The sequence below is a fragment of the Pseudoalteromonas luteoviolacea CPMOR-1 genome (assembly GCF_001625685.1).
In the GTDB taxonomy this organism is placed as follows: domain Bacteria; phylum Pseudomonadota; class Gammaproteobacteria; order Enterobacterales; family Alteromonadaceae; genus Pseudoalteromonas; species Pseudoalteromonas luteoviolacea_K.
In genome coordinates, this window is the sequence record NZ_AUYC01000027.1 from 29,465 (window position 1) to 46,846 (window position 17,382).

Genomic DNA, 17,382 nt, shown 5'->3' on the forward strand with positions numbered 1-17,382 from the left:
ACGCCCTTTTATTTTCATATCGTTAGTGACAAAGCTGACCGTGTTCATCCAGTACATTAATTCTTTTGAGTTGCTGTATTAATGTGGACATATTGAATGGTTTCACAACAAAGCCATCAACTTTCTTGAGCAAAATTTCCTGCACTTTTTCTTTACTATTTTCACACGTGACCATCAATACTGGCACCTGAGCTAAACGAGGTGTTTCTCTGATTTTACTGAGTAAGGTTAACCCATCGATATGTGGCATATTGAGATCCGATACAACCAAATGGTATTTGCGCTTACCAAGCAAAACCAACGCTTGCTTGCCATCTGTCGCTTCATCAATATCGTCAAATCCCAGTTTTCTCAGCATATTTATCATAACATGACGCATCGATGTCATATCATCTACCACTAAAATTCTCATTTTATATCCTTATTACTCGTATAGAATAAGTGCCGAGCTTCAAAGCTAGCCAACTTTTAAGCACTTGTCTAACCCCTTTACAGTGACATCGGATGTGCTGACAACAAGTCATAACGACTATAATCAGAGTGAACGAGATAATATTTTGCGAAAAACGCCAATGCGATGTGAAGATACCGATTTGATTGAAATTGCATGTATGAAGTCTTTCATACTAAAGATTACAACGAATACAAGAACATATGAAGGGAGAGCGAAAGACATTGTATACAACGAACATCGCATACAATGTCTTGTCATAGAACAAAACAGAGCGCTCACTCAGATAGCGCTAGACACAATCTCAGAGGTCACAGCACTGACACAAAATCCATTTTTTCAAACGATTAAGCTTAATGCTAAGACTTAATCGGATTGCAGGGATAATGACATAAACACACTGAGCGGATTATCTCTGTATAAACCAAATCGTTCACAGCGCTCAAAGCCTAAAGACTCATACAATTTAATCGACTCTGCTTGCTTAATACCCGTTTCGAGACGGATCAATGGAATTTGAGCATCACCTGCGTAGTGCAAAAGAATTTGCATAATACGCTTCGATAACCCTTTGCCACGAAAACTGGGTTTAACGTATAGACGCTTTATTTCGCCATACAGCCTTTTATCAAACTGCTTCACAATGGCACCACAAGCCACAATTTCTGATTCATCTTTTAAACCAACCGCTCTCACATTGGGCTGATTCAACTCCTCTAGAGCAAGCGATTGATCACTGGCAATTGGATAGAGGGTGTTCATTAGACGGTCTATTTCTGCAAATAAATCTTGAACATTAGGATCATCTGGCTTTAGCTCTACTAGCTGCATAGGGTCCCTTTTACATTGTTATTTTTTCGCTCATAAAGTGTGCACATACATTGTGATTGGTTTCATATATAGAAATGCACAACACACTCTAAGTCGTACTCCAAGGCACTCATATGCACCTTTAAACGAGGGGAGTCACTCAAGTAAACAACTCAGTGTAATCTAAATTGACGCAAGTATAACGGAAAATAGTTAAAATGTTATTAAAATGCGATTTCTTGCGCCAAATGGGTACAAAACATCTCAAAATGAGTAGAAAACAACCATAACGTCAGGGGAGGCTGATGGGGCTTAAAGCCGTGACATATTTAATTCCGGCACGTTCAAAGCAACGAATATCTTGCCTACTATGATAATGGTAAACCCATAATTGGCTGATTAATGAGCTTGGGTATTCGCGAAGTAAATCATCTATGCCACTGTGACTGGGGTTGCCCTTTACAGCACAGTCATGAAAAATAATTTCACTCTCTGATGTGACATGCGCAAGCAGCTCAGGGATTGGACGTGTATCTCCAGAATAAAACATAACTCCAGGAATATGTAACGCGAAAGCAGAGTTGGGAGCATGGTGACGAACAGGGTATACCCACACTTTCACCCCTTGATGCCAAAAATACTCACAGACAGGATGCAAAATAAAGGTATGCCAAACATCTGCTTTTAACTCTGCTAGCTTAGTGTAACGAAGCATGGCACATAACTGCGAAACCAAAAAAACAGGCACATATACTCTGATCTTTTTATCAGATAGCGTCGCTTTAAAATAAAGCTGCTCAAGACCGCCCACATGATCATAGTGTAAGTGTGTAATGAACACGCTATCGGGCAACTCATCAGGCAACACAGCATCATATCGATGCAATGTATCATGACCGCAGTCAATTAACAGCCAAGGTCTCGACTGATGCTGCAATAAACACGCAGAGTTACCCAGCTCCATAGCGCTTGCATCACCAACCCCTAAAAACAAGGCTGAATCAGGCCTGATTTCTTTTTTACATTGCGCCTCAACCATTGGCGTCAATGAATCTGGCATAGTCACATCTTGCAACACCATCGACCTCATTAACTAGAAGCTATTAAGCCAATATGCAGCATCAAATTGACAGAGCAATGACATGAAATTGACGAACCTGTTACGTAAAGCACTATATTTTAGTCAAAAAAACCATATCAACAATCAGCAAAAAACAATTAATTTATTAAAAATCAATTAATTAAAATATTTTCGAATTTGGTCCTATATTTGCTGCTAATATCTCAAACCAAACAAAATTAAAAAAGATTATAAAGATGAAAAGAATAATTACCCCAATTATCGCCGGATTATTGCTAAGTGGTTGTGTGGTTCACATCAATGGTAATGCGCAAGACGACTTAGTACAGTACACAAAATCCCTCTCTCTACCATCTGCAGGTCTATCTGAATTAAGCATAGATAATGGTTCTGGCGATATTATTGTCAAAGGTGCTAAAGATGCCACATCTATTTCACTCACTGCAAACATCATCACAGCCCCTGATAGAAGCTATACTTTGACATTAGATAAACACGGCGATACGGCAAAACTCGTTGCAAAACATGACGCATTCGTGGGCGTCGCTTGGTACTCAGGGAAAAGCCCACAAATTAGTATTGAGGTGACTGTGCCTGACTCTATGATCCTCGATATAGACGATGGTTCAGGTGCGCTGTTTGTCTCTAATGTTGACAGTGTCACCATTGACGATGGGTCAGGCCACATTGAGCTGAAAGACGTTGATGGACACATCAAGATTGACGATAACTCAGGCGATATCACCATTACTCATGCCACTCAAGATATTCGCATAAAGGACGGTTCTGGTAATCTAGAGCTAACAGATATTGATGGCCATATCGACATTGACGATGGCTCCGGCAACATTAGCATCGCCAACGCCGCAAAAGATGTTCGCGTGCAAGATGGCTCCGGTAATATCCTAATAAACTCTGCTCAACTTGTGTCTATTGAAGATGCTTCGGGAGATATTACGTTAAGAAACGTTGTGGGAGAGATACAAGTAGAAGACGGCTCGGGAAAAGTCGACATTGTCGGTGGCCAATCTGTGACACTCAAAGACGACTCTGGAGATATTCAAATCTCAAACATTGCTAGTAATGTAACCATCGATGACGGCTCTGGTGATATTTGGGTAACACAAGCAAAAGGCGAGGTATCTATAGAAGATGAGTCAGGTGATATCGCCGTCAGTGACAGCCACAAACTAGAAATTACTGAAGATGGTTCTGGCGATGTCAAAATTTCAAATGTCACACATGTTTCGAATCTAAATTTAGATAGATAATGACTGTGTTGTTTTAATCAAAACACGACAGCTGCGCGCCCCATTTCACGCGCGCAGCCCTGAAAAATACCGAGCCTGCACACTTAGCGCCATAAATTGCTACTAGGGCTTATGCTAAAGTGATCACATATTGGAAAAAAATGCATAGCTAACAAGCATTGTTAATAATAATTACCTATATCCCATCCCTTTAAGTTCTCATAATATAATCCTCTTGCTTGTTATACCTATGGGAATTCAGTGTTTAAGGTTTTTATCTCTGCGTGCTTATTGTCGCTTGCAGCAATCAACTCTATCGCACATGCCTCTGAAGACTTTACACAGTATAAAACTCAGTCTGAGGCCAAGGGCAAAAAAGATCGAAACGCGCTTTTAGAAGATGCGCAGAGCTTACTCGCAGATCCCACTTTAACGCACACACAGCGCACCTATGTATTGCATCGCAGCGCCTTACACTTAGTCAGGTCGAATCAATTTCAAAAAGCCGCTAGGCGTCTGGATGAACTTGCAGCTCACTTAGCGCAGTTCCCTGATACTAATTTACTGGGTAAATATCACTGGGTAGCAGGAGATTTGGCTATACTTCTTGGTAACAGCACCGATGCACAGCGTCACTTTGAGCAGGCGATATCCCAATTTGAGCAATCTGGGGACCTTCGTATGAAAAGTCACGCTCATCGAATGCTAGCCAATGTACTGTCTCAGAAGCAAGATTACTTTCCCGCACTAGCACATGTTTTTCAGGCCAAAGACACGGCAAATAAAATCAACAATGTACATTTATTTAGTGCTGCATTAAGTACAGAAGCGAGGGTATATAGAGATTTTCACCAGCTAGACAAATCACTAGATGTACTCAATCAACAATTGGAGTTTCAACTAGGTGAGCCAGACATCAGTCTTGCGCATATCTCATCTACTTACTATAGCTTGGCACGTATTTATGAAAAACTGTCAGACCATCATGCCGCAATTGAAGCACTAAACAAGTCGTACGACATAGATAAAAAGCTCGATGATAAAAATTATATGGGCTTAACTCAGCTCCATATTGCAAAGTTATATATAGAACTGGAAGACCTCACCGCTGCACGCACAGCCATTGATCTGGCAAGCTCATTATTTTCACTGGTTAATAATGAAAAAAACCAAGCAAGAGCACAAGCTGTACAAGGGCAAATCGCGCTGGCCGATGGCGACTATGTGAAAGCCATCCAACTGATTACCTTGGGCTTAGACAAGCTAAATGCACAAGATAATGAAAAGCTCTACCAAGAGTTTCAAGTTAAACTGGGCATGGCATTAGCCTATGAACAACCTGCAGAGGCAATTGAACTCTTATCGACATTACTTGATACAGTCAATGAAGAAGATAACTTAACGGTATTACAAAGCCTTGCAGTGGCACATAAAAGCCTCAATGACTTTGAACAAGCCCTTTATTACCAAGAGCGCGCCTTTGCAACCAAAGAACACATAAGTCAGCAAGCAATTACCACAAGGTTAGAGGCCAAAAAGCTTAATAGTGAGATAGGCCTCAAACGATTGGAGGTCAATGAACTACAGGCAGGTCTAGCACAACAAAAGCAAGACACAAAAACACGCACCGTCGTGTTGGCTGCTGCCATTATCGTATTAATTAACTTCATATTACTCTTTTATCTGTACCACTTAAAACGCCGCCGTGTGATGGAAAAGGAAGCCGAGTTATTAAACCAAAGCCTGAGCTTGAAGCAACAACTACTGGCCGATGTGTCTCATGAATTGCGTACGCCGTTAACCGTACTCAAGCTAAATATTGAAGCGCTCGAATATAATTTAACTGAAGACCCTAAAACAACGTATAAAGTGCTGCAACGCAGACTGGATATGCTCAATACCCTAATTGCAGACATTTATGAATTAGCTCAAGCCGACACAAATAACTTGCGACTTGAGTTTGAGCTGTGCCAAGCAAAAGCTTTATTCGATGACTTAACTATCGCTATCGCCCCAATCATTGATTCATCTGATTTAGAGGTGATATACATCAATCAATTGCCAGAACAGTTACAAGTTGAATGCGATATCAGTCGTTTAAATCAAGTGTTTAATAATTTAGCGCGTAATAGTGTGCATTACACCGATCAACCGGGACAAGTAAAAATAACGGTGTCTCAGCAGCAACAAACCGTGGTATGTACCTTTGAAGATAGCGCGCCTGGGGTCAGCACGGACGCACTGGAAAAACTATTCGAGCGACTCTATCGATGCGATAAATCTCGCAGCCGAGATTTAGGTGGCTCAGGTCTAGGCTTATCAATCTGTGAAAAGATCATTGAACTACACAAAGGTCATATCGCGGCTATGCACAGTGAATTGGGGGGAGTAGTGATTCAATTTACCTTACCAATCAAGCCCTAACCAAATCGCTCTCTCACTAACATTGTCAACTGACCCCCAGTGATCACACGTCTATCCAGTTTGGTCACGTCTTCCTCATTCCTACTGACGGATTTTCAGGCCCATACGCTGTAAGTCAGCTAATCAATTTGTCATTTAACGTCTATATTTTGAATATGTTTTGATATATGAACAACCAACCCATCAATTTTTTGGATTGGTTTGATTAATTCAATCAAATATACAAATTAAATGTTCAGCGACATAATAGCTCCATCAACTTTAGAGGAGAATCAAAAAATGCTAAATAACATCGAAGGCAAAAACGTACCATCAGTTACTTTTCCAGTGCGCGTAGGTGAAGAGTTTCAACACATCACATCTGATGAGTTGTTCAAAGGTAAAACCGTCATCGTATTTTCACTACCAGGTGCTTTTACACCAACATGTTCATCAACACACTTACCGCGATACAACGAGCTTGCGCATGTATTTAAGCAAAATGGCGTAGATGACATTGTATGTATGTCTGTCAACGACACGTTTGTTATGAACGCTTGGGCAAAAGATCAAGAAGCAGAGAATGTCACACTCATCCCAGATGGCAATGGCGAATTCACTGACGGTATGGGCATGCTTGTCGACAAAAGCGACCTTGGCTTTGGCAAGCGAAGCTGGAGATACTCAATGCTTGTGAAAGACGGCGTAATTGAAAAAATGTTCATCGAGCCAGACTTACCTGGCGACCCGTTTGAGGTGTCTGATGCTGACACCATGCTCGAGTACATCAATCCGGAGCAAAAAAAGCCAGAGCCAGTATCCATTATTACTAAACCTGGCTGCCCATTCTGTGCTAAAGCAAAAGCACTGCTAAGCGAAAAAGGCTTGGTATATGAAGAGCTAGTACTTGGTCAACAGGCAAGCTTAACCAGCTTAAAAGCTTTATCTGGTCGTGAGACAGTGCCTCAGGTATTCATCGGTGGTGCACACATCGGCGGCTCAGATGACTTGACCACCTACTTCGAAAATAACTAACTCCTAGCACTGTAAAGGGGCATGACAGCCCCTATAAACCACATTTTCAATCTTTAGTGAGGTAATAATGAAACAGCTTGAAACAGATGTCGTTGTGATTGGTGCAGGTACTGCTGGCCTGAGTGCTTATCGTAATGCAAAGCAATACACACCCAACGTGTTGATGGTCGAGTCAGGTAAATATGGTACAACTTGCGCACGTGTTGGCTGCATGCCGAGTAAACTGTTAATAGCTGCTGCAGAAGCCGCTCATCATGTCGAACAAGCCCCTCAATTTGGCGTCATGAGTGAACCGGCAAAAATCGACGGGAAAGCAGTTATGGCCCGAGTGCGCAGCGAGAGAGACCGTTTTGTCGGCTTTGTAGTCGAAGCTGTCGAAGAGTTACCAAATGAAGATCGCATCATTGGTCACGCTAAGTTTCTTGATGACAATCGCGTTCAAATCGATGACCATACCATTATTACCGCTAAACGCTTTGTGGTTGCCACAGGTTCTAGACCCAACATTCCACCACCATTTTTAGCATTTGGAGATAGGCTCATCATCAACGATGATGTGTTTGATTGGCAAGACCTTCCAGATTCAGTCGCTGTATTTGGCCCTGGTGTTATTGGGTTAGAGCTTGGACAAGCACTTCATAGACTTGGGGTAAATGTAAAGCTATTTGGCGTTGGAGGCAATATAGGCCCGCTGACGGACCCCGTGATCCGTGACTACGCAAACACCGTATTTGCCGAAGAGTTTTATGTTGATACGGATGCAAAAGTATCTGACATGAAAGTCGTTGATGGCAAAGCCCAACTCACCTATATCGATAAACAAGGTCAATCTCAAACTGAACAGTTTGATTATGTGCTGGCTGCAACGGGCAGGGTACCTAATGTAGATCAACTTGGCCTAGAAAATACGTCATTAGAGTTAGAAGATCATGGAGTACCAATTGCAGATCCCCATACCATGCAATGTGGTGATAGCCACATCTTTGTAGCCGGTGATGCCAGCGATCAAATTCCGCTACTACATGAAGCGGCTGATCAAGGCACGATTGCGGGCGTTAATGCCGGACGTTTCCCTGATATCCGAAATGGGTTACGCCGCACACCAATCGCAGCTGTATTTAGTGACCCGCAAATCGGCATGGTTGGTGATAATTACGCTCAGTTGACTGCAAATTATGGAGAATGTGGATGCTATGAAATTGGCGAAGTCAGTTTCGAAAACCAAGGTCGCAGCCGCGTGATGCTCAAAAATAAAGGCCACATGCGCGTGTATGCAGAGCAGGGGACTGGTTTGTTTTTAGGCGCTGAGTTTATTGGACCAGCTGCCGAGCACATTGCGCATTTACTTGCTTGGGCTGTGCAAAATAAGATGACGGTACCGCAAATGCTGGATATGCCATTTTACCACCCTGTAATTGAAGAAGGTGTTAGAACAGCACTTCGTAACGTCAATGCGAAATTAAAGTTCGGCCCAGACATTATCAAACATTGCTTAGAGTGTGGTCCAGGCGCTTAATTAAGGCCGCTGTATTTCAGCATACCTAGAGTGAGCACTATGCTCACTCAGTCTGGCTGTAAAAGTGTTCGGGATCAAATATCTCTGGCCGACGGCTTCTTATTACCTTCAGCGCGTCATTCATTTTATTAATTATTTTTTTATCTATCGCTTTGTTGCAAGCGAACCCTAAATAGGAAGAACGCAACGGCATCACAATTCGATAGTGCTTTGGATTGATCCCAGCTCGTTTAAACTGATAGCGTGCAATCACATCCCCATATGCAATTAAATCTATACGCTTTAACTTTAACATTTGTACCAACTCAAAACCTGAGGCTAAAAAGACTAAACTCTCTTTATCAATCCCAGATTGACGCAATAATTGATGACCAATATCATTTTTCACCACACCAATTTTTAAATCGCCAATACTTTTCAGGTTCGCTAAGTGATAGCTTGTTTCTTTGTGGCCAATAATTGCAATGTGATTATCCATGGTCGGGCCAATAAATTGAAAAAGCTTGGCACGCTCTTCAGTGTAAGTCATAGAAAAAATGCAAGCATTGTGATTAGACAGCGTCATCTGATAGGCCCTAGGCCAAGGCAATAACATAACGTTGTTATCGTCAAAATCCCAGCCTAAATCAAGATAGATAAGCTTCAACGCTTCAATAGCAATGCCTTCTACTTGGCCATTCACATGGTAATTAAAAGGCGGGTAGTCTTCAGTAAACCAAACAAGGCTAGGCCCCTTAGCGACAGCCGAATGCGTTAACATCACAATCAGTAAATAAAACGCGAATTTGAGCATCATTGGATTTCCTCACTTCACTTATAGTGTAGATGCAATCGCATCGTTTGTAAGGTGCGTTTTACTATACTGATACAACCAAAAAAGGCAGCCTACGCTGCCTTTTTTGATAAAAATTTGAACTTAAGCTTTTTTAATCGCTTTTTTCAGCTTTTTAATTTTTGCTTCATGCTTTGCGATCTTCTTAATGCGTTGCTTAACTTCTTTTTTTAGCTTTTTAACTTCAACTTTCTTAGCCATTATGATCTCCTATTGACTTTGATTTATGCTTATTTAAAAACCTTTTGATAAACTTTCTAATTTCTTTTGATGAACTCGTTTCTAGCTCATTACACAACGCAATAAACTGATCTTTCTGGTCTTTATTAATACGCACTAGTAACTGTGCATCTTTGTTCTTCGCCATACCTTCCCCTAAGCGTATATACAAACGTATATACATTTACTATCTATGTCAACGATAAATCTGTACAGTATTTGTGCTGCCATTATACATGTCTTAATCTGTCCTATGCTTGTCGAGAATAGGTATCTACTTACTTTGCTTCAATTTTTATACTGGTCACAACAAAGTAACCGATATAGGACAAACGCGATGAGCAAAGCACTTATCATTATTGATACACAAAACTCTTTTTTTAAAACGGATTATTGGCAGGAAAAAGATTTTCCCACATTCAAAAAAAATCTAGGGAGTCTGATCACGCATTTTAACAATGCTAACTTGCCGATTATTAAAGTGCTACATAGCCGAGAGGATGCGATTGACAGCCCATTCAATCCTGCTTCAGGCTTAGTTGAACCGATGGCCTTTTTACCAAACTCATTTACGAAAGTGTTTTACAAATCCGTACACAACGCTTTTACAGATACTGGGTTGGCAACATGGTTGAAACGATACAACATAGATACAGTGGTGATCAGCGGCATACGCACAGAGCAATGCTGTGAGACCACTGCACGTGTTGCCTTTGATTTAGGCTTCAACGTTGAGTTTGTTACTGATGCCACACTGACCTTTGATATGAATTGTCCCATAACGGGAGCAGATTATTCATCAGATGACATCAAAGCCAGAACAGAATTAGTACTTGCTAATCGTTTCGCTTCCATTCATTCTCATCAAGACTATTAGTGCTTCAAGTTGGCGGTGCACCTTGTTTATAAGAGGTTTATCGCCATTTTATATTAACAATTCCATCCTTTTACAATGTGGCGACAACCAGTGACTATTTATTTTGTTTTGCTTGCAGACACACTCCCACTCGATTTTGCAGGCCCTCTGCAAGTGTTCATAGAAGCTAAACGCTTAGGTTTAGACTACGAGATAAGCTATGTCAGTACATCTAAACAGCTAAGCTGCGATGGGGGGTTGCAATTAGCCAACCTAGCACCTTTACCGCCAACATTAGCGCCTGAAGACATCATAGTACTGCCTGGTTGCCATCGTGCTTTCGATGCATATTCAACTCAAGATGCGCGAGAGACTATTCAATGGCTAAAAAACGTCATCGAAGATCACACGGTCCTCACCATCTGCTCTGGCGCTGTGCTGGCTGCAAAAGCGGGGTTATTAGTTAATAAATCCTGCACAACGCACTATCAACTCATAGATACAATGCGCACAGCATTTCCGGAAAGCCACGTATTAGATAATAGAATATTTGTTGAAGATACGCATATCATTAGCAGTGCTGGCATTAGTTCGGGGATCGATATGGCACTTTATTTTGTGAGCACTCAATTCGGCGAGCATATTGGCGCTCAAGTGGCGCAAGAAATGCTTGTCTATTTCCGTCGAACAGGCCAAGATCCTCAGCTCAGTAGCTGGCTGAAATATCGTAATCACATGCATCGCAGTATTCACAAAGTGCAAGACGCAATTTGTAGTAATGTCACTGAACACTATTCGCTCGAGCAACTCGCCGATATTGCACACTTGTCACAGCGTCAATTAAGTCGTCTTTTTTCTGTACACCTCGGCATCTCCCCCCGAGAATACCTCCAGCACATCAGAATCGGTCATGCAAAACAGTTGTTGAAACACAGTAATCATAGCGTTGAAATTGTTGCACAAAACTGCGGTTACTCAAGCGGCCGTCAGTTCAGGCGCGCGTTTACTCAAACAACACACATGAGCCCCCAACAATACAGGCTACAATATAGTGGTGTGTAACTTCTCAAGGGTAAGAGATCACCTGTGCGATATATCAATACATCAACAAAGTAGATCAGATAGTGTATTTATATTATCTTTATGAACGTCTAGACTCAAAGAAACCACTATCTATGGAGTGTTTATGAGTGACTTATTACTCTACGTCCAATTACGCTTAGAACCGGGTTGTATGGGCCCGCAAGGTAAAGACCATATTGAAGCTTTTTGTAAAAAGGAAAACGCGTCTCCTTGGCAAAATCAATTTGCAACGGTGAGCGTAGTACCTCGATATGACAAAACCCTACCTGAGTGGGAATATAGAGTAAAAAACAAATTACTGAGCGCAGAACAAGCCACTAAGTTTATATCTATGCATGATACAACTAAATCAGATTTAGAGGATGACATTGAATCTCATATGGCCGAAGAGATTGATGCCTACATGCAGGGTAAGTTTTAGTCAGAAAACTCCACATTACGATATCAACCTACTTACCACGGGGTGATCTATACACGATCACCTTCTAATATATTTATCGTATACATTAAACACAGTTATATTCATACGCGTACTGAAGACTTCTAAACAACAAATGCGCTTTGTTATCCCAATATAACAACTCAAAACGATCAGTAGTGCAGTTAGTATTTGGTTTTGCCATGCATTCAATGCCCATTGCCCAGACCAAACTAGATTATAATCAGTCATCATTGGATACGCATACTGAATAGGCCATTGGAAGCCATCGGGGCCTTTTGACCCCAATACATCGCAGAAAATATGCAGGTGAAAGCAAAAAAATGATGCAAACCAGACACAAGCTTTATTTGTCTTTGCTATCCATGCACATAACAAGGAAATAGTAAACGCAGCGAGCAGGTTATGCCCTAACACATGATGGTATTGACTATACCAAGCGGTTTTACCCGTGATGGCATCGACCACAATCCCCAACCCATCCAAATCTGGAGCAATACCAGATAAACTGACTAACATACGATTTCGTCGACTTTTAAATGCAGCAACCGATACCGTCCAGCTCAATAATAAATGAGTAACTGGTGCCATGCACTCACTCCCAATATTTATAATTCAGATACTCTCGTGATTTCGTAATCAGGACAATATTATAAAAATGGGCATAAATATGCGCTGAATAATTTTTATAAAAATGAGCGCAAGTCATAGTGTAAAAAATAGAGTGTGACAACAAGAAGGTGCATCACGCAATGCGAGTAAGAGGCACAATGCCACTGTCTGCCTCTTACTTTTATATTTTTGGGTGCTAGGGGTGTAATGCCCCTTTACAGCCTTGAGTGGCCTCATTGCTCTGCATAAAAATAGTAACCTCAGCCATCACTAAGCCAAACTTTTTTATATACGAGCGGTTCATTAACGTGCATTTATCAAACGCCCACATCCAATCATCAAAAACAACACGGTAGGTGCTCTCATCAACGGGTAAATCCATTTCGTACTGCCATCTAAGCGCATTGCCGTAGACAGTCCCAACAGCGGGTGTTGCAATGTCAGATGCACGACCTGTAAACCCGTCACCGCGCTTTTCTATGGTCCAAACTCGATGCTTAACACCATCACCGACTCCGTAAGTAAACGTTTCATCAAGCACCAGTTTTCCCTGCGCATTGACAAAGCCGTCTATGCTCACTTTAAAACGCTGAACAAGCTCGCCACTGCGATTTTGAACGATACCCCATGCATTGACCTGTCCATCAAAGAAGCGAAAAACGTCAATTTCTGGATTCATATTTTGGTATTCATCGCTTTGCACTGAACTTTGGCAAGCAGAAAGTAAGACCAATACGCAGCATACAATCACAAACTTCATTATTTCTCTCCCAACAATTTCATGCGCATTTTGGGTTCAGTGGTCTTTTCACCCAACCAAATATCAAAAAACCACTTAGTAAAATTTTGATCTGCGATTTCGCCTAATAACTTTTCAGAATCATAAAAACGTGTCGCTCCCTTCTCATCTCTCACACCATAAAGCGAGTAATTTTTGGAAACATCGGGAAAAATCGACTGCATTTGTGTTAGCCAAATATCACCCAGCGCTTGATCATCGAAACCTTGCTTTTGCATTTCTTCCAACGAGCGTTTCGCAATTTCTTGACCATCTAAATCGCGTAAATACGTTAACTGTAAGACAAACGGCTTTAGGCGTTCATATTGACCGGAGGGCGAATAAAGTCGGATATCATACACGTCCCAAAACAAATAAGTCATTCGCGCCGTTTGACCAACTTGCGTCATGTCTCTTGTCAGATCAAGTCCTATATTTTCACTGCTATTGGCCAAGCCGCTCACCACAAGGAACAACGCCAATACACTATTTTTAAACTGTTTCATTTTTAATCCATCATTTATGTTCAACAGCTTATACGCAAGTATTATATGTTTCGTTCACTTAGCAAGCGGCTATCTTGTAAGAATGTGTATTGGAGTATCTAGGAAGGCATCGCTTCGACCAATGAGAAGTTAATGTGGTTCGTGATGTAAGCCGTAAAATTGACAAAACTGCGATATAAACCACTGTAACTTCGGGTCTCGTTGACGCGTTTTGTGCCAATATAATTTTACACGATAATTTGGTACGTTGATGGGGGGGATATGGCTAGACAACTGATACTCTTTTGCAGCATGTGCAGCATACCTTGCAGGCAGAGTGATCAGCCAATCAGTGTCTTTTATAAGCGCTAGCGCATTAAGCATATGCGGCGTCGCCATAACGACATGACGAGACTTTTTAGACTGTGCCAAAATACGATCCACGATTCCTCTTGTTTCATTCCAAGGTGCAATCAACACATGTGATTTCGACAAAAAAGTTTCCAAAGACAATTGCTCGGGAAATAACTGCTTTGCGCAGCTCAATGTCACATAACTCCCTTCAAAGCAATTTAACTGTACCAACCCCTCTAACGTTTCTTGCTGGTGCTCAAACCCACAAACAAGATCTAGTTTTAGGTCTTTCAATGCCTGAACGGGAATGCGTTCTTCCAATTGAATTATTTGAATAGATAAGTTCTTAAATCGAGATAATATGTCACTTAAAAATGGCTTCAAGCACCATGCTGTATAATCTGTAGCGGCCAGTGTAAGCCGCTCCACTTGTTGCGGATCAAACGGTTTTGCCCCTTGCAGTCCCAAGATAATCGCTTCAAATGCAGGCAACACATCCGCGGCTAGTCTATTGGCATAATCCGTTGCCAACATCTGATTATTTTCTCTGACGAACAGCTCATCTTTTAACCCTAACCGCAACCGAGTCAAAGCATGACTGCATGCCGACTGGCTCATATGTAAAATATTCGCGGTTTGGGTCACTGAGCCAGTTTGATACAACACAGCAAACAGCTTCAACAAGTTTAAATCTATATTGGGTATATTGTTCATGCATTTAATACATATACTAAGTGCAAACCATGCACTTTATTCATGTGTTACTAAACAGTACACTGATACGCATCTAAGTCAAACAGGAATAAACCACCATGAGCTTATCTATAAGACCTGCAGAAATGAAAGATGCAGCCACTATCTTGCACTTCATTAATGAATTAGCCATTTATGAAAAAGAACCTGATGCGGTAGAAAATACGGTACAAGATATTGAAAAAAAACTATTTGGCGATGATGTGCGGGCCCATGCACTTATCTGCGAGCAAAACGGCGAAGCCATTGGCTTTGCGGTATACTTTTTCAACTATTCAACGTGGCTAGGCAAATATGGTTTATACCTTGAAGATTTATATGTTGCACAAGACAAGCGCGGCGTAGGTGCGGGTAAAGCATTGATGAAACACCTTGCCCAAACGGCAATACAAAAAGACTGCGGCCGTTTTGAATGGGTGGTTTTAGACTGGAACAAACCCGCCATAGACTTTTACCAGAGCATAGGTGCACAGCCGCAAGATGAATGGATAATTTATCGTCTGACCGGGCAAGCACTTAAAGACTTTGCAGAGCAGCCTTAAACATCTACGTATTTATCTTGCATTGCTTTGAGCTCCGGTGGAAGAGCAATGCCTTCACGCTCAGCAATCGTAAACATGGCCCGTTGAATATACCCACCATAAATATTGCCGGCATTATCCGTGATCTGCCAATCTTCTATGTCTTCCAATTGGCAGACATAATTGTGGGCCATTTTACCGGTATGCGTGATCGGAGGTGTAACCAAAAATACACTCACTTCATTGCCCTTAATTGTCTCAACGTGCGCACCCAAATGTTCAATGACACCTCTATCACTTTCAAAGCCAAGTTTGACAAATGCATCCTTTGGATATCTTAAGAACAAAACCCGAAATTCATCGATTGTCGCTTTCGCAAGCGCAACGGCCTCCAATACCAGAGGATCATTCGGATCGGTCTCAATTGGCGGAAAGTCTTGTGATTCAGAGCTATAACGATTGTGTAGCCAAAACCCAGCGAGTATTACCAAAACAACTAGACCCCAGTACATACTTTCTCCTTCCGGACTATTATCGAAGTGTGAATCTCACTTTTAGACACTCACTATGTCATTGTTAAACCTATAACACTCAGTTTAGGACAATTTTGATCTAAATTAAGGCGATTATTGAAATGTAGAACAGGATAGTAGGTAAATTGAAATCGAGACTATTCCGAAGTCGGAGTTGATAAATAAAACATGCCTAACTTAACAAAGCAAATACACAATAGAATAACAATCTATATGTAAACAAATGCAAAAAATTGAATTTTCACAATTATTTACAATAAAAATATTAATTTTTTGGCTTACCGATATACAGCGGGCTTTTGTTCTCTCTTGGTCTGTTTTCTGCTCATATTGTTACCGAGCAAATCTTCTCGGCTAACTAAAAATCCACATATGCTGCTTACCACAATATAGATCCCATACATGGATCCAATGTAAACCCAATCATTTTCGCTGGTTAGCAATGATAAATTAGTCCCATCATTCACAAACAATACATTGATGATTGATAACACAAACGCAGCTCGATAGTACAGTGAGTGACCAAGGTGACTGGCAAAAGCAGAGACTAGTAATGCAAATAAGCACAAATAAAAGCCTATCACAGAACCTGCGCCAGGTTGATAGCTCGGGTATATGGCAAAAATCGAAATTAACACCGAGATCCATCCCGATAGGTGGTAAATCATTTTCAGTTCCCTTGAATTAAAATGTTATATTTTGTAAACCAAAGCATGTGGCGATTATGGTAGATGTGCGGCATTTTAGCAACTCCTTTGAGATGACATATTTATTGACTAACTCGTTAAAACGTCTGATATTCGTTTTTTTAATGCAGGAATTGCATTTATTTCAAACCAAGGATTCCGTTTCAACCAATAATGATTTCGTGGGCTTGGATGCGGTAATGGCATCTTAGTTGGCATAAACCTTTCCCAATTCTGAACAGCTTCGGTGACATTTGTATAGCTCGCCAAGTGATAAGCTTGCGCATACTGCCCAATTAATATTGTAAACTCAACCTGATTAAATTCCGCCAATAGTTTTTCACGCCAAGTGCTAGCACATATTTTAGGTGGCGCTTTATCACCGGTTTTACCTTTTCCCGGATAGCAAAACGCCATAGGGATAATGGCAAACAATGATGGATCATAAAATTGCTGCTCCGTAACACCCAACCAGCCTCGAAGCTTTTTACCACTCGCATCATTAAAAGGTTTCCCTGTTTTATGTACTGTCATGCTAGGCGCTTGCCCTGCGATTAGTATCCTAGCGTTGGCACTGCCTTGCACAACAGGGGAAGGCACATGACCAAACTGTGTATGACACAAACGGCATGCCGCTATCTCATCTAATAACTTCATGGCTATTCTGCATTCTTAAAAAGTACAC

Annotated in this window: 21 protein-coding genes; 9 read left to right on the forward strand and 12 right to left on the reverse strand. The window is 41.3% G+C overall.

Annotated elements, in window-relative coordinates; genetic code table 11:
• Positions 1-22: 22 nt before the first annotated feature.
• Positions 23-412, reverse strand: coding sequence for a response regulator (locus N473_RS10780; protein ID WP_039610549.1), 390 nt, complete (start codon positions 410-412; stop codon positions 23-25).
• 94 nt (positions 413-506) lie between these two features.
• On the opposite strand from N473_RS10780, the gene N473_RS10785 reads away from it, so the two are divergent.
• Positions 507-821 (forward strand): Rho-binding antiterminator, encoded by a 315-nt coding sequence (locus tag N473_RS10785; protein WP_155735581.1) that lies wholly within the window; start codon positions 507-509, stop codon positions 819-821.
• Here N473_RS10785 and N473_RS10790 read toward each other — a convergent pair.
• Together N473_RS10790 and N473_RS10795 are read right to left on the reverse strand one after the other, a co-directional pair.
• Positions 818-1,282: a GNAT family N-acetyltransferase gene (locus N473_RS10790; RefSeq protein ID WP_063367912.1), complete on the reverse strand. Its 465-nt coding sequence runs from the start codon at positions 1,280-1,282 to the stop codon at positions 818-820. The two genes, N473_RS10785 and N473_RS10790, sit on opposite strands and share 4 nt — an antisense overlap.
• A 271-nt stretch (positions 1,283-1,553) precedes the next feature.
• Positions 1,554-2,342, reverse strand: coding sequence for an MBL fold metallo-hydrolase (locus N473_RS10795; protein WP_231099555.1), 789 nt, complete (start codon positions 2,340-2,342; stop codon positions 1,554-1,556).
• A 236-nt stretch (positions 2,343-2,578) separates the two neighbouring features.
• Between N473_RS10795 and N473_RS10800 the strand changes: the two genes are divergently transcribed.
• From N473_RS10800 to N473_RS10815, 4 genes are all read left to right on the forward strand, one after another.
• On the forward strand, positions 2,579-3,613 hold the full coding sequence (locus N473_RS10800; RefSeq protein ID WP_063367914.1) for a DUF4097 family beta strand repeat-containing protein: 1,035 nt from the start codon (positions 2,579-2,581) through the stop codon (positions 3,611-3,613).
• Positions 3,614-3,853: 240 nt separating this feature from the next.
• Positions 3,854-6,016 carry an ATP-binding protein gene (locus tag N473_RS10805; RefSeq protein ID WP_063367915.1) on the forward strand — a complete coding sequence of 721 codons (2,163 nt, stop codon included), beginning with the start codon at positions 3,854-3,856 and terminating at the stop codon, positions 6,014-6,016.
• A 279-nt stretch (positions 6,017-6,295) separates the two neighbouring features.
• Positions 6,296-7,030 carry a glutathione peroxidase gene (locus tag N473_RS10810; protein WP_039610545.1) on the forward strand — a complete coding sequence of 245 codons (735 nt, stop codon included), beginning with the start codon at positions 6,296-6,298 and terminating at the stop codon, positions 7,028-7,030.
• A 67-nt stretch (positions 7,031-7,097) separates the two neighbouring features.
• Positions 7,098-8,546 carry a dihydrolipoyl dehydrogenase gene (locus N473_RS10815; RefSeq protein ID WP_063367916.1) on the forward strand — a complete coding sequence of 483 codons (1,449 nt, stop codon included), beginning with the start codon at positions 7,098-7,100 and terminating at the stop codon, positions 8,544-8,546.
• 43 nt (positions 8,547-8,589) lie between these two features.
• On the opposite strand, the gene N473_RS10820 is transcribed toward N473_RS10815, so the two are convergent.
• Positions 8,590-9,342 carry a substrate-binding periplasmic protein gene (locus N473_RS10820; protein WP_063367917.1) on the reverse strand — a complete coding sequence of 251 codons (753 nt, stop codon included), beginning with the start codon at positions 9,340-9,342 and terminating at the stop codon, positions 8,590-8,592.
• Positions 9,343-9,571: 229 nt separating this feature from the next.
• Positions 9,572-9,745, reverse strand: coding sequence for a hypothetical protein (locus N473_RS26495; protein WP_196766396.1), 174 nt, complete (start codon positions 9,743-9,745; stop codon positions 9,572-9,574).
• A gap of 189 nt (positions 9,746-9,934) precedes the next feature.
• Here N473_RS26495 and N473_RS10825 point away from each other — a divergent pair, with 189 nt between their 5' ends.
• From N473_RS10825 to N473_RS10835, 3 genes are all read left to right on the forward strand, one after another.
• On the forward strand, positions 9,935-10,474 hold the full coding sequence (locus N473_RS10825; RefSeq protein WP_063367918.1) for an isochorismatase family protein: 540 nt from the start codon (positions 9,935-9,937) through the stop codon (positions 10,472-10,474).
• A gap of 90 nt (positions 10,475-10,564) precedes the next feature.
• A complete protein-coding gene (locus N473_RS10830; RefSeq protein WP_081221091.1) occupies positions 10,565-11,515 on the forward strand; it encodes a GlxA family transcriptional regulator in 951 nt (316 codons plus the stop codon).
• Positions 11,516-11,639: 124 nt separating this feature from the next.
• Positions 11,640-11,957 carry a hypothetical protein gene (locus tag N473_RS10835; RefSeq protein ID WP_039610541.1) on the forward strand — a complete coding sequence of 106 codons (318 nt, stop codon included), beginning with the start codon at positions 11,640-11,642 and terminating at the stop codon, positions 11,955-11,957.
• Positions 11,958-12,014: 57 nt separating this feature from the next.
• Here N473_RS10835 and N473_RS10840 read toward each other — a convergent pair whose 3' ends face one another.
• From N473_RS10840 to N473_RS10855, 4 genes are all read right to left on the reverse strand, one after another.
• Complete coding sequence (locus tag N473_RS10840) at positions 12,015-12,566, reverse strand: metal-dependent hydrolase (protein WP_063367920.1); 552 nt, start codon at positions 12,564-12,566, stop codon at positions 12,015-12,017.
• 217 nt (positions 12,567-12,783) lie between these two features.
• Entirely contained in the window at positions 12,784-13,347 is a 564-nt protein-coding gene (locus N473_RS10845) for a DUF3833 domain-containing protein (protein ID WP_063367921.1), read from the reverse strand.
• Positions 13,347-13,871 carry a chalcone isomerase family protein gene (locus tag N473_RS10850; protein ID WP_063367922.1) on the reverse strand — a complete coding sequence of 175 codons (525 nt, stop codon included), beginning with the start codon at positions 13,869-13,871 and terminating at the stop codon, positions 13,347-13,349. The genes N473_RS10845 and N473_RS10850 overlap by 1 nt, the downstream gene beginning before the upstream one ends.
• Positions 13,872-14,000: 129 nt before the next feature.
• A complete protein-coding gene (locus N473_RS10855) occupies positions 14,001-14,918 on the reverse strand; it encodes a LysR family transcriptional regulator (protein WP_063367923.1) in 918 nt (305 codons plus the stop codon).
• A gap of 98 nt (positions 14,919-15,016) precedes the next feature.
• Between N473_RS10855 and N473_RS10860 the strand changes: the two genes are divergently transcribed.
• The gene (locus N473_RS10860; protein ID WP_063367924.1) at positions 15,017-15,499 is read left to right on the forward strand and encodes a GNAT family N-acetyltransferase; all 483 of its coding nucleotides are present in this window, start codon (positions 15,017-15,019) and stop codon (positions 15,497-15,499) included.
• On the opposite strand, the gene N473_RS10865 is transcribed toward N473_RS10860, so the two are convergent.
• The 3 genes from N473_RS10865 to N473_RS10875 all read right to left on the reverse strand — a co-directional run bounded on the left by N473_RS10865 (position 15,496) and on the right by N473_RS10875 (position 17,354).
• The gene (locus N473_RS10865; RefSeq protein ID WP_039610536.1) at positions 15,496-15,990 is read right to left on the reverse strand and encodes a DUF2314 domain-containing protein; all 495 of its coding nucleotides are present in this window, start codon (positions 15,988-15,990) and stop codon (positions 15,496-15,498) included. The two genes, N473_RS10860 and N473_RS10865, sit on opposite strands and share 4 nt — an antisense overlap.
• A gap of 299 nt (positions 15,991-16,289) precedes the next feature.
• Positions 16,290-16,679 (reverse strand): hypothetical protein, encoded by a 390-nt coding sequence (locus N473_RS10870; RefSeq protein ID WP_063367925.1) that lies wholly within the window; start codon positions 16,677-16,679, stop codon positions 16,290-16,292.
• A gap of 108 nt (positions 16,680-16,787) precedes the next feature.
• Positions 16,788-17,354: a uracil-DNA glycosylase family protein gene (locus N473_RS10875; protein ID WP_063367926.1), complete on the reverse strand. Its 567-nt coding sequence runs from the start codon at positions 17,352-17,354 to the stop codon at positions 16,788-16,790.
• Positions 17,355-17,382: the final 28 nt, after the last annotated feature.

Coding starts and splice junctions, on each gene's coding strand:
- N473_RS10865 (WP_039610536.1), bottom strand. CDS start 15,990: ATGTACTGGGGTCTAGTTGTTTTGGTAATACTCGCTGGGTTTTGGCTA.
- N473_RS10780 (WP_039610549.1), bottom strand. CDS start 412: ATGAGAATTTTAGTGGTAGATGATATGACATCGATGCGTCATGTTATG.
- N473_RS10815 (WP_063367916.1), top strand. CDS start 7,098: ATGAAACAGCTTGAAACAGATGTCGTTGTGATTGGTGCAGGTACTGCT.
- N473_RS10795 (WP_231099555.1), bottom strand. CDS start 2,342: ATGGTGTTGCAAGATGTGACTATGCCAGATTCATTGACGCCAATGGTT.
- N473_RS10845 (WP_063367921.1), bottom strand. CDS start 13,347: ATGAAGTTTGTGATTGTATGCTGCGTATTGGTCTTACTTTCTGCTTGC.
- N473_RS10810 (WP_039610545.1), top strand. CDS start 6,296: ATGCTAAATAACATCGAAGGCAAAAACGTACCATCAGTTACTTTTCCA.
- N473_RS10850 (WP_063367922.1), bottom strand. CDS start 13,871: ATGAAACAGTTTAAAAATAGTGTATTGGCGTTGTTCCTTGTGGTGAGC.
- N473_RS10870 (WP_063367925.1), bottom strand. CDS start 16,679: ATGATTTACCACCTATCGGGATGGATCTCGGTGTTAATTTCGATTTTT.
- N473_RS10860 (WP_063367924.1), top strand. CDS start 15,017: ATGAGCTTATCTATAAGACCTGCAGAAATGAAAGATGCAGCCACTATC.
- N473_RS10840 (WP_063367920.1), bottom strand. CDS start 12,566: ATGGCACCAGTTACTCATTTATTATTGAGCTGGACGGTATCGGTTGCT.
- N473_RS10800 (WP_063367914.1), top strand. CDS start 2,579: ATGAAAAGAATAATTACCCCAATTATCGCCGGATTATTGCTAAGTGGT.
- N473_RS10825 (WP_063367918.1), top strand. CDS start 9,935: ATGAGCAAAGCACTTATCATTATTGATACACAAAACTCTTTTTTTAAA.
- N473_RS26495 (WP_196766396.1), bottom strand. CDS start 9,745: ATGGCGAAGAACAAAGATGCACAGTTACTAGTGCGTATTAATAAAGAC.
- N473_RS10875 (WP_063367926.1), bottom strand. CDS start 17,354: ATGAAGTTATTAGATGAGATAGCGGCATGCCGTTTGTGTCATACACAG.
- N473_RS10820 (WP_063367917.1), bottom strand. CDS start 9,342: ATGATGCTCAAATTCGCGTTTTATTTACTGATTGTGATGTTAACGCAT.
- N473_RS10835 (WP_039610541.1), top strand. CDS start 11,640: ATGAGTGACTTATTACTCTACGTCCAATTACGCTTAGAACCGGGTTGT.
- N473_RS10790 (WP_063367912.1), bottom strand. CDS start 1,282: ATGCAGCTAGTAGAGCTAAAGCCAGATGATCCTAATGTTCAAGATTTA.
- N473_RS10855 (WP_063367923.1), bottom strand. CDS start 14,918: ATGAACAATATACCCAATATAGATTTAAACTTGTTGAAGCTGTTTGCT.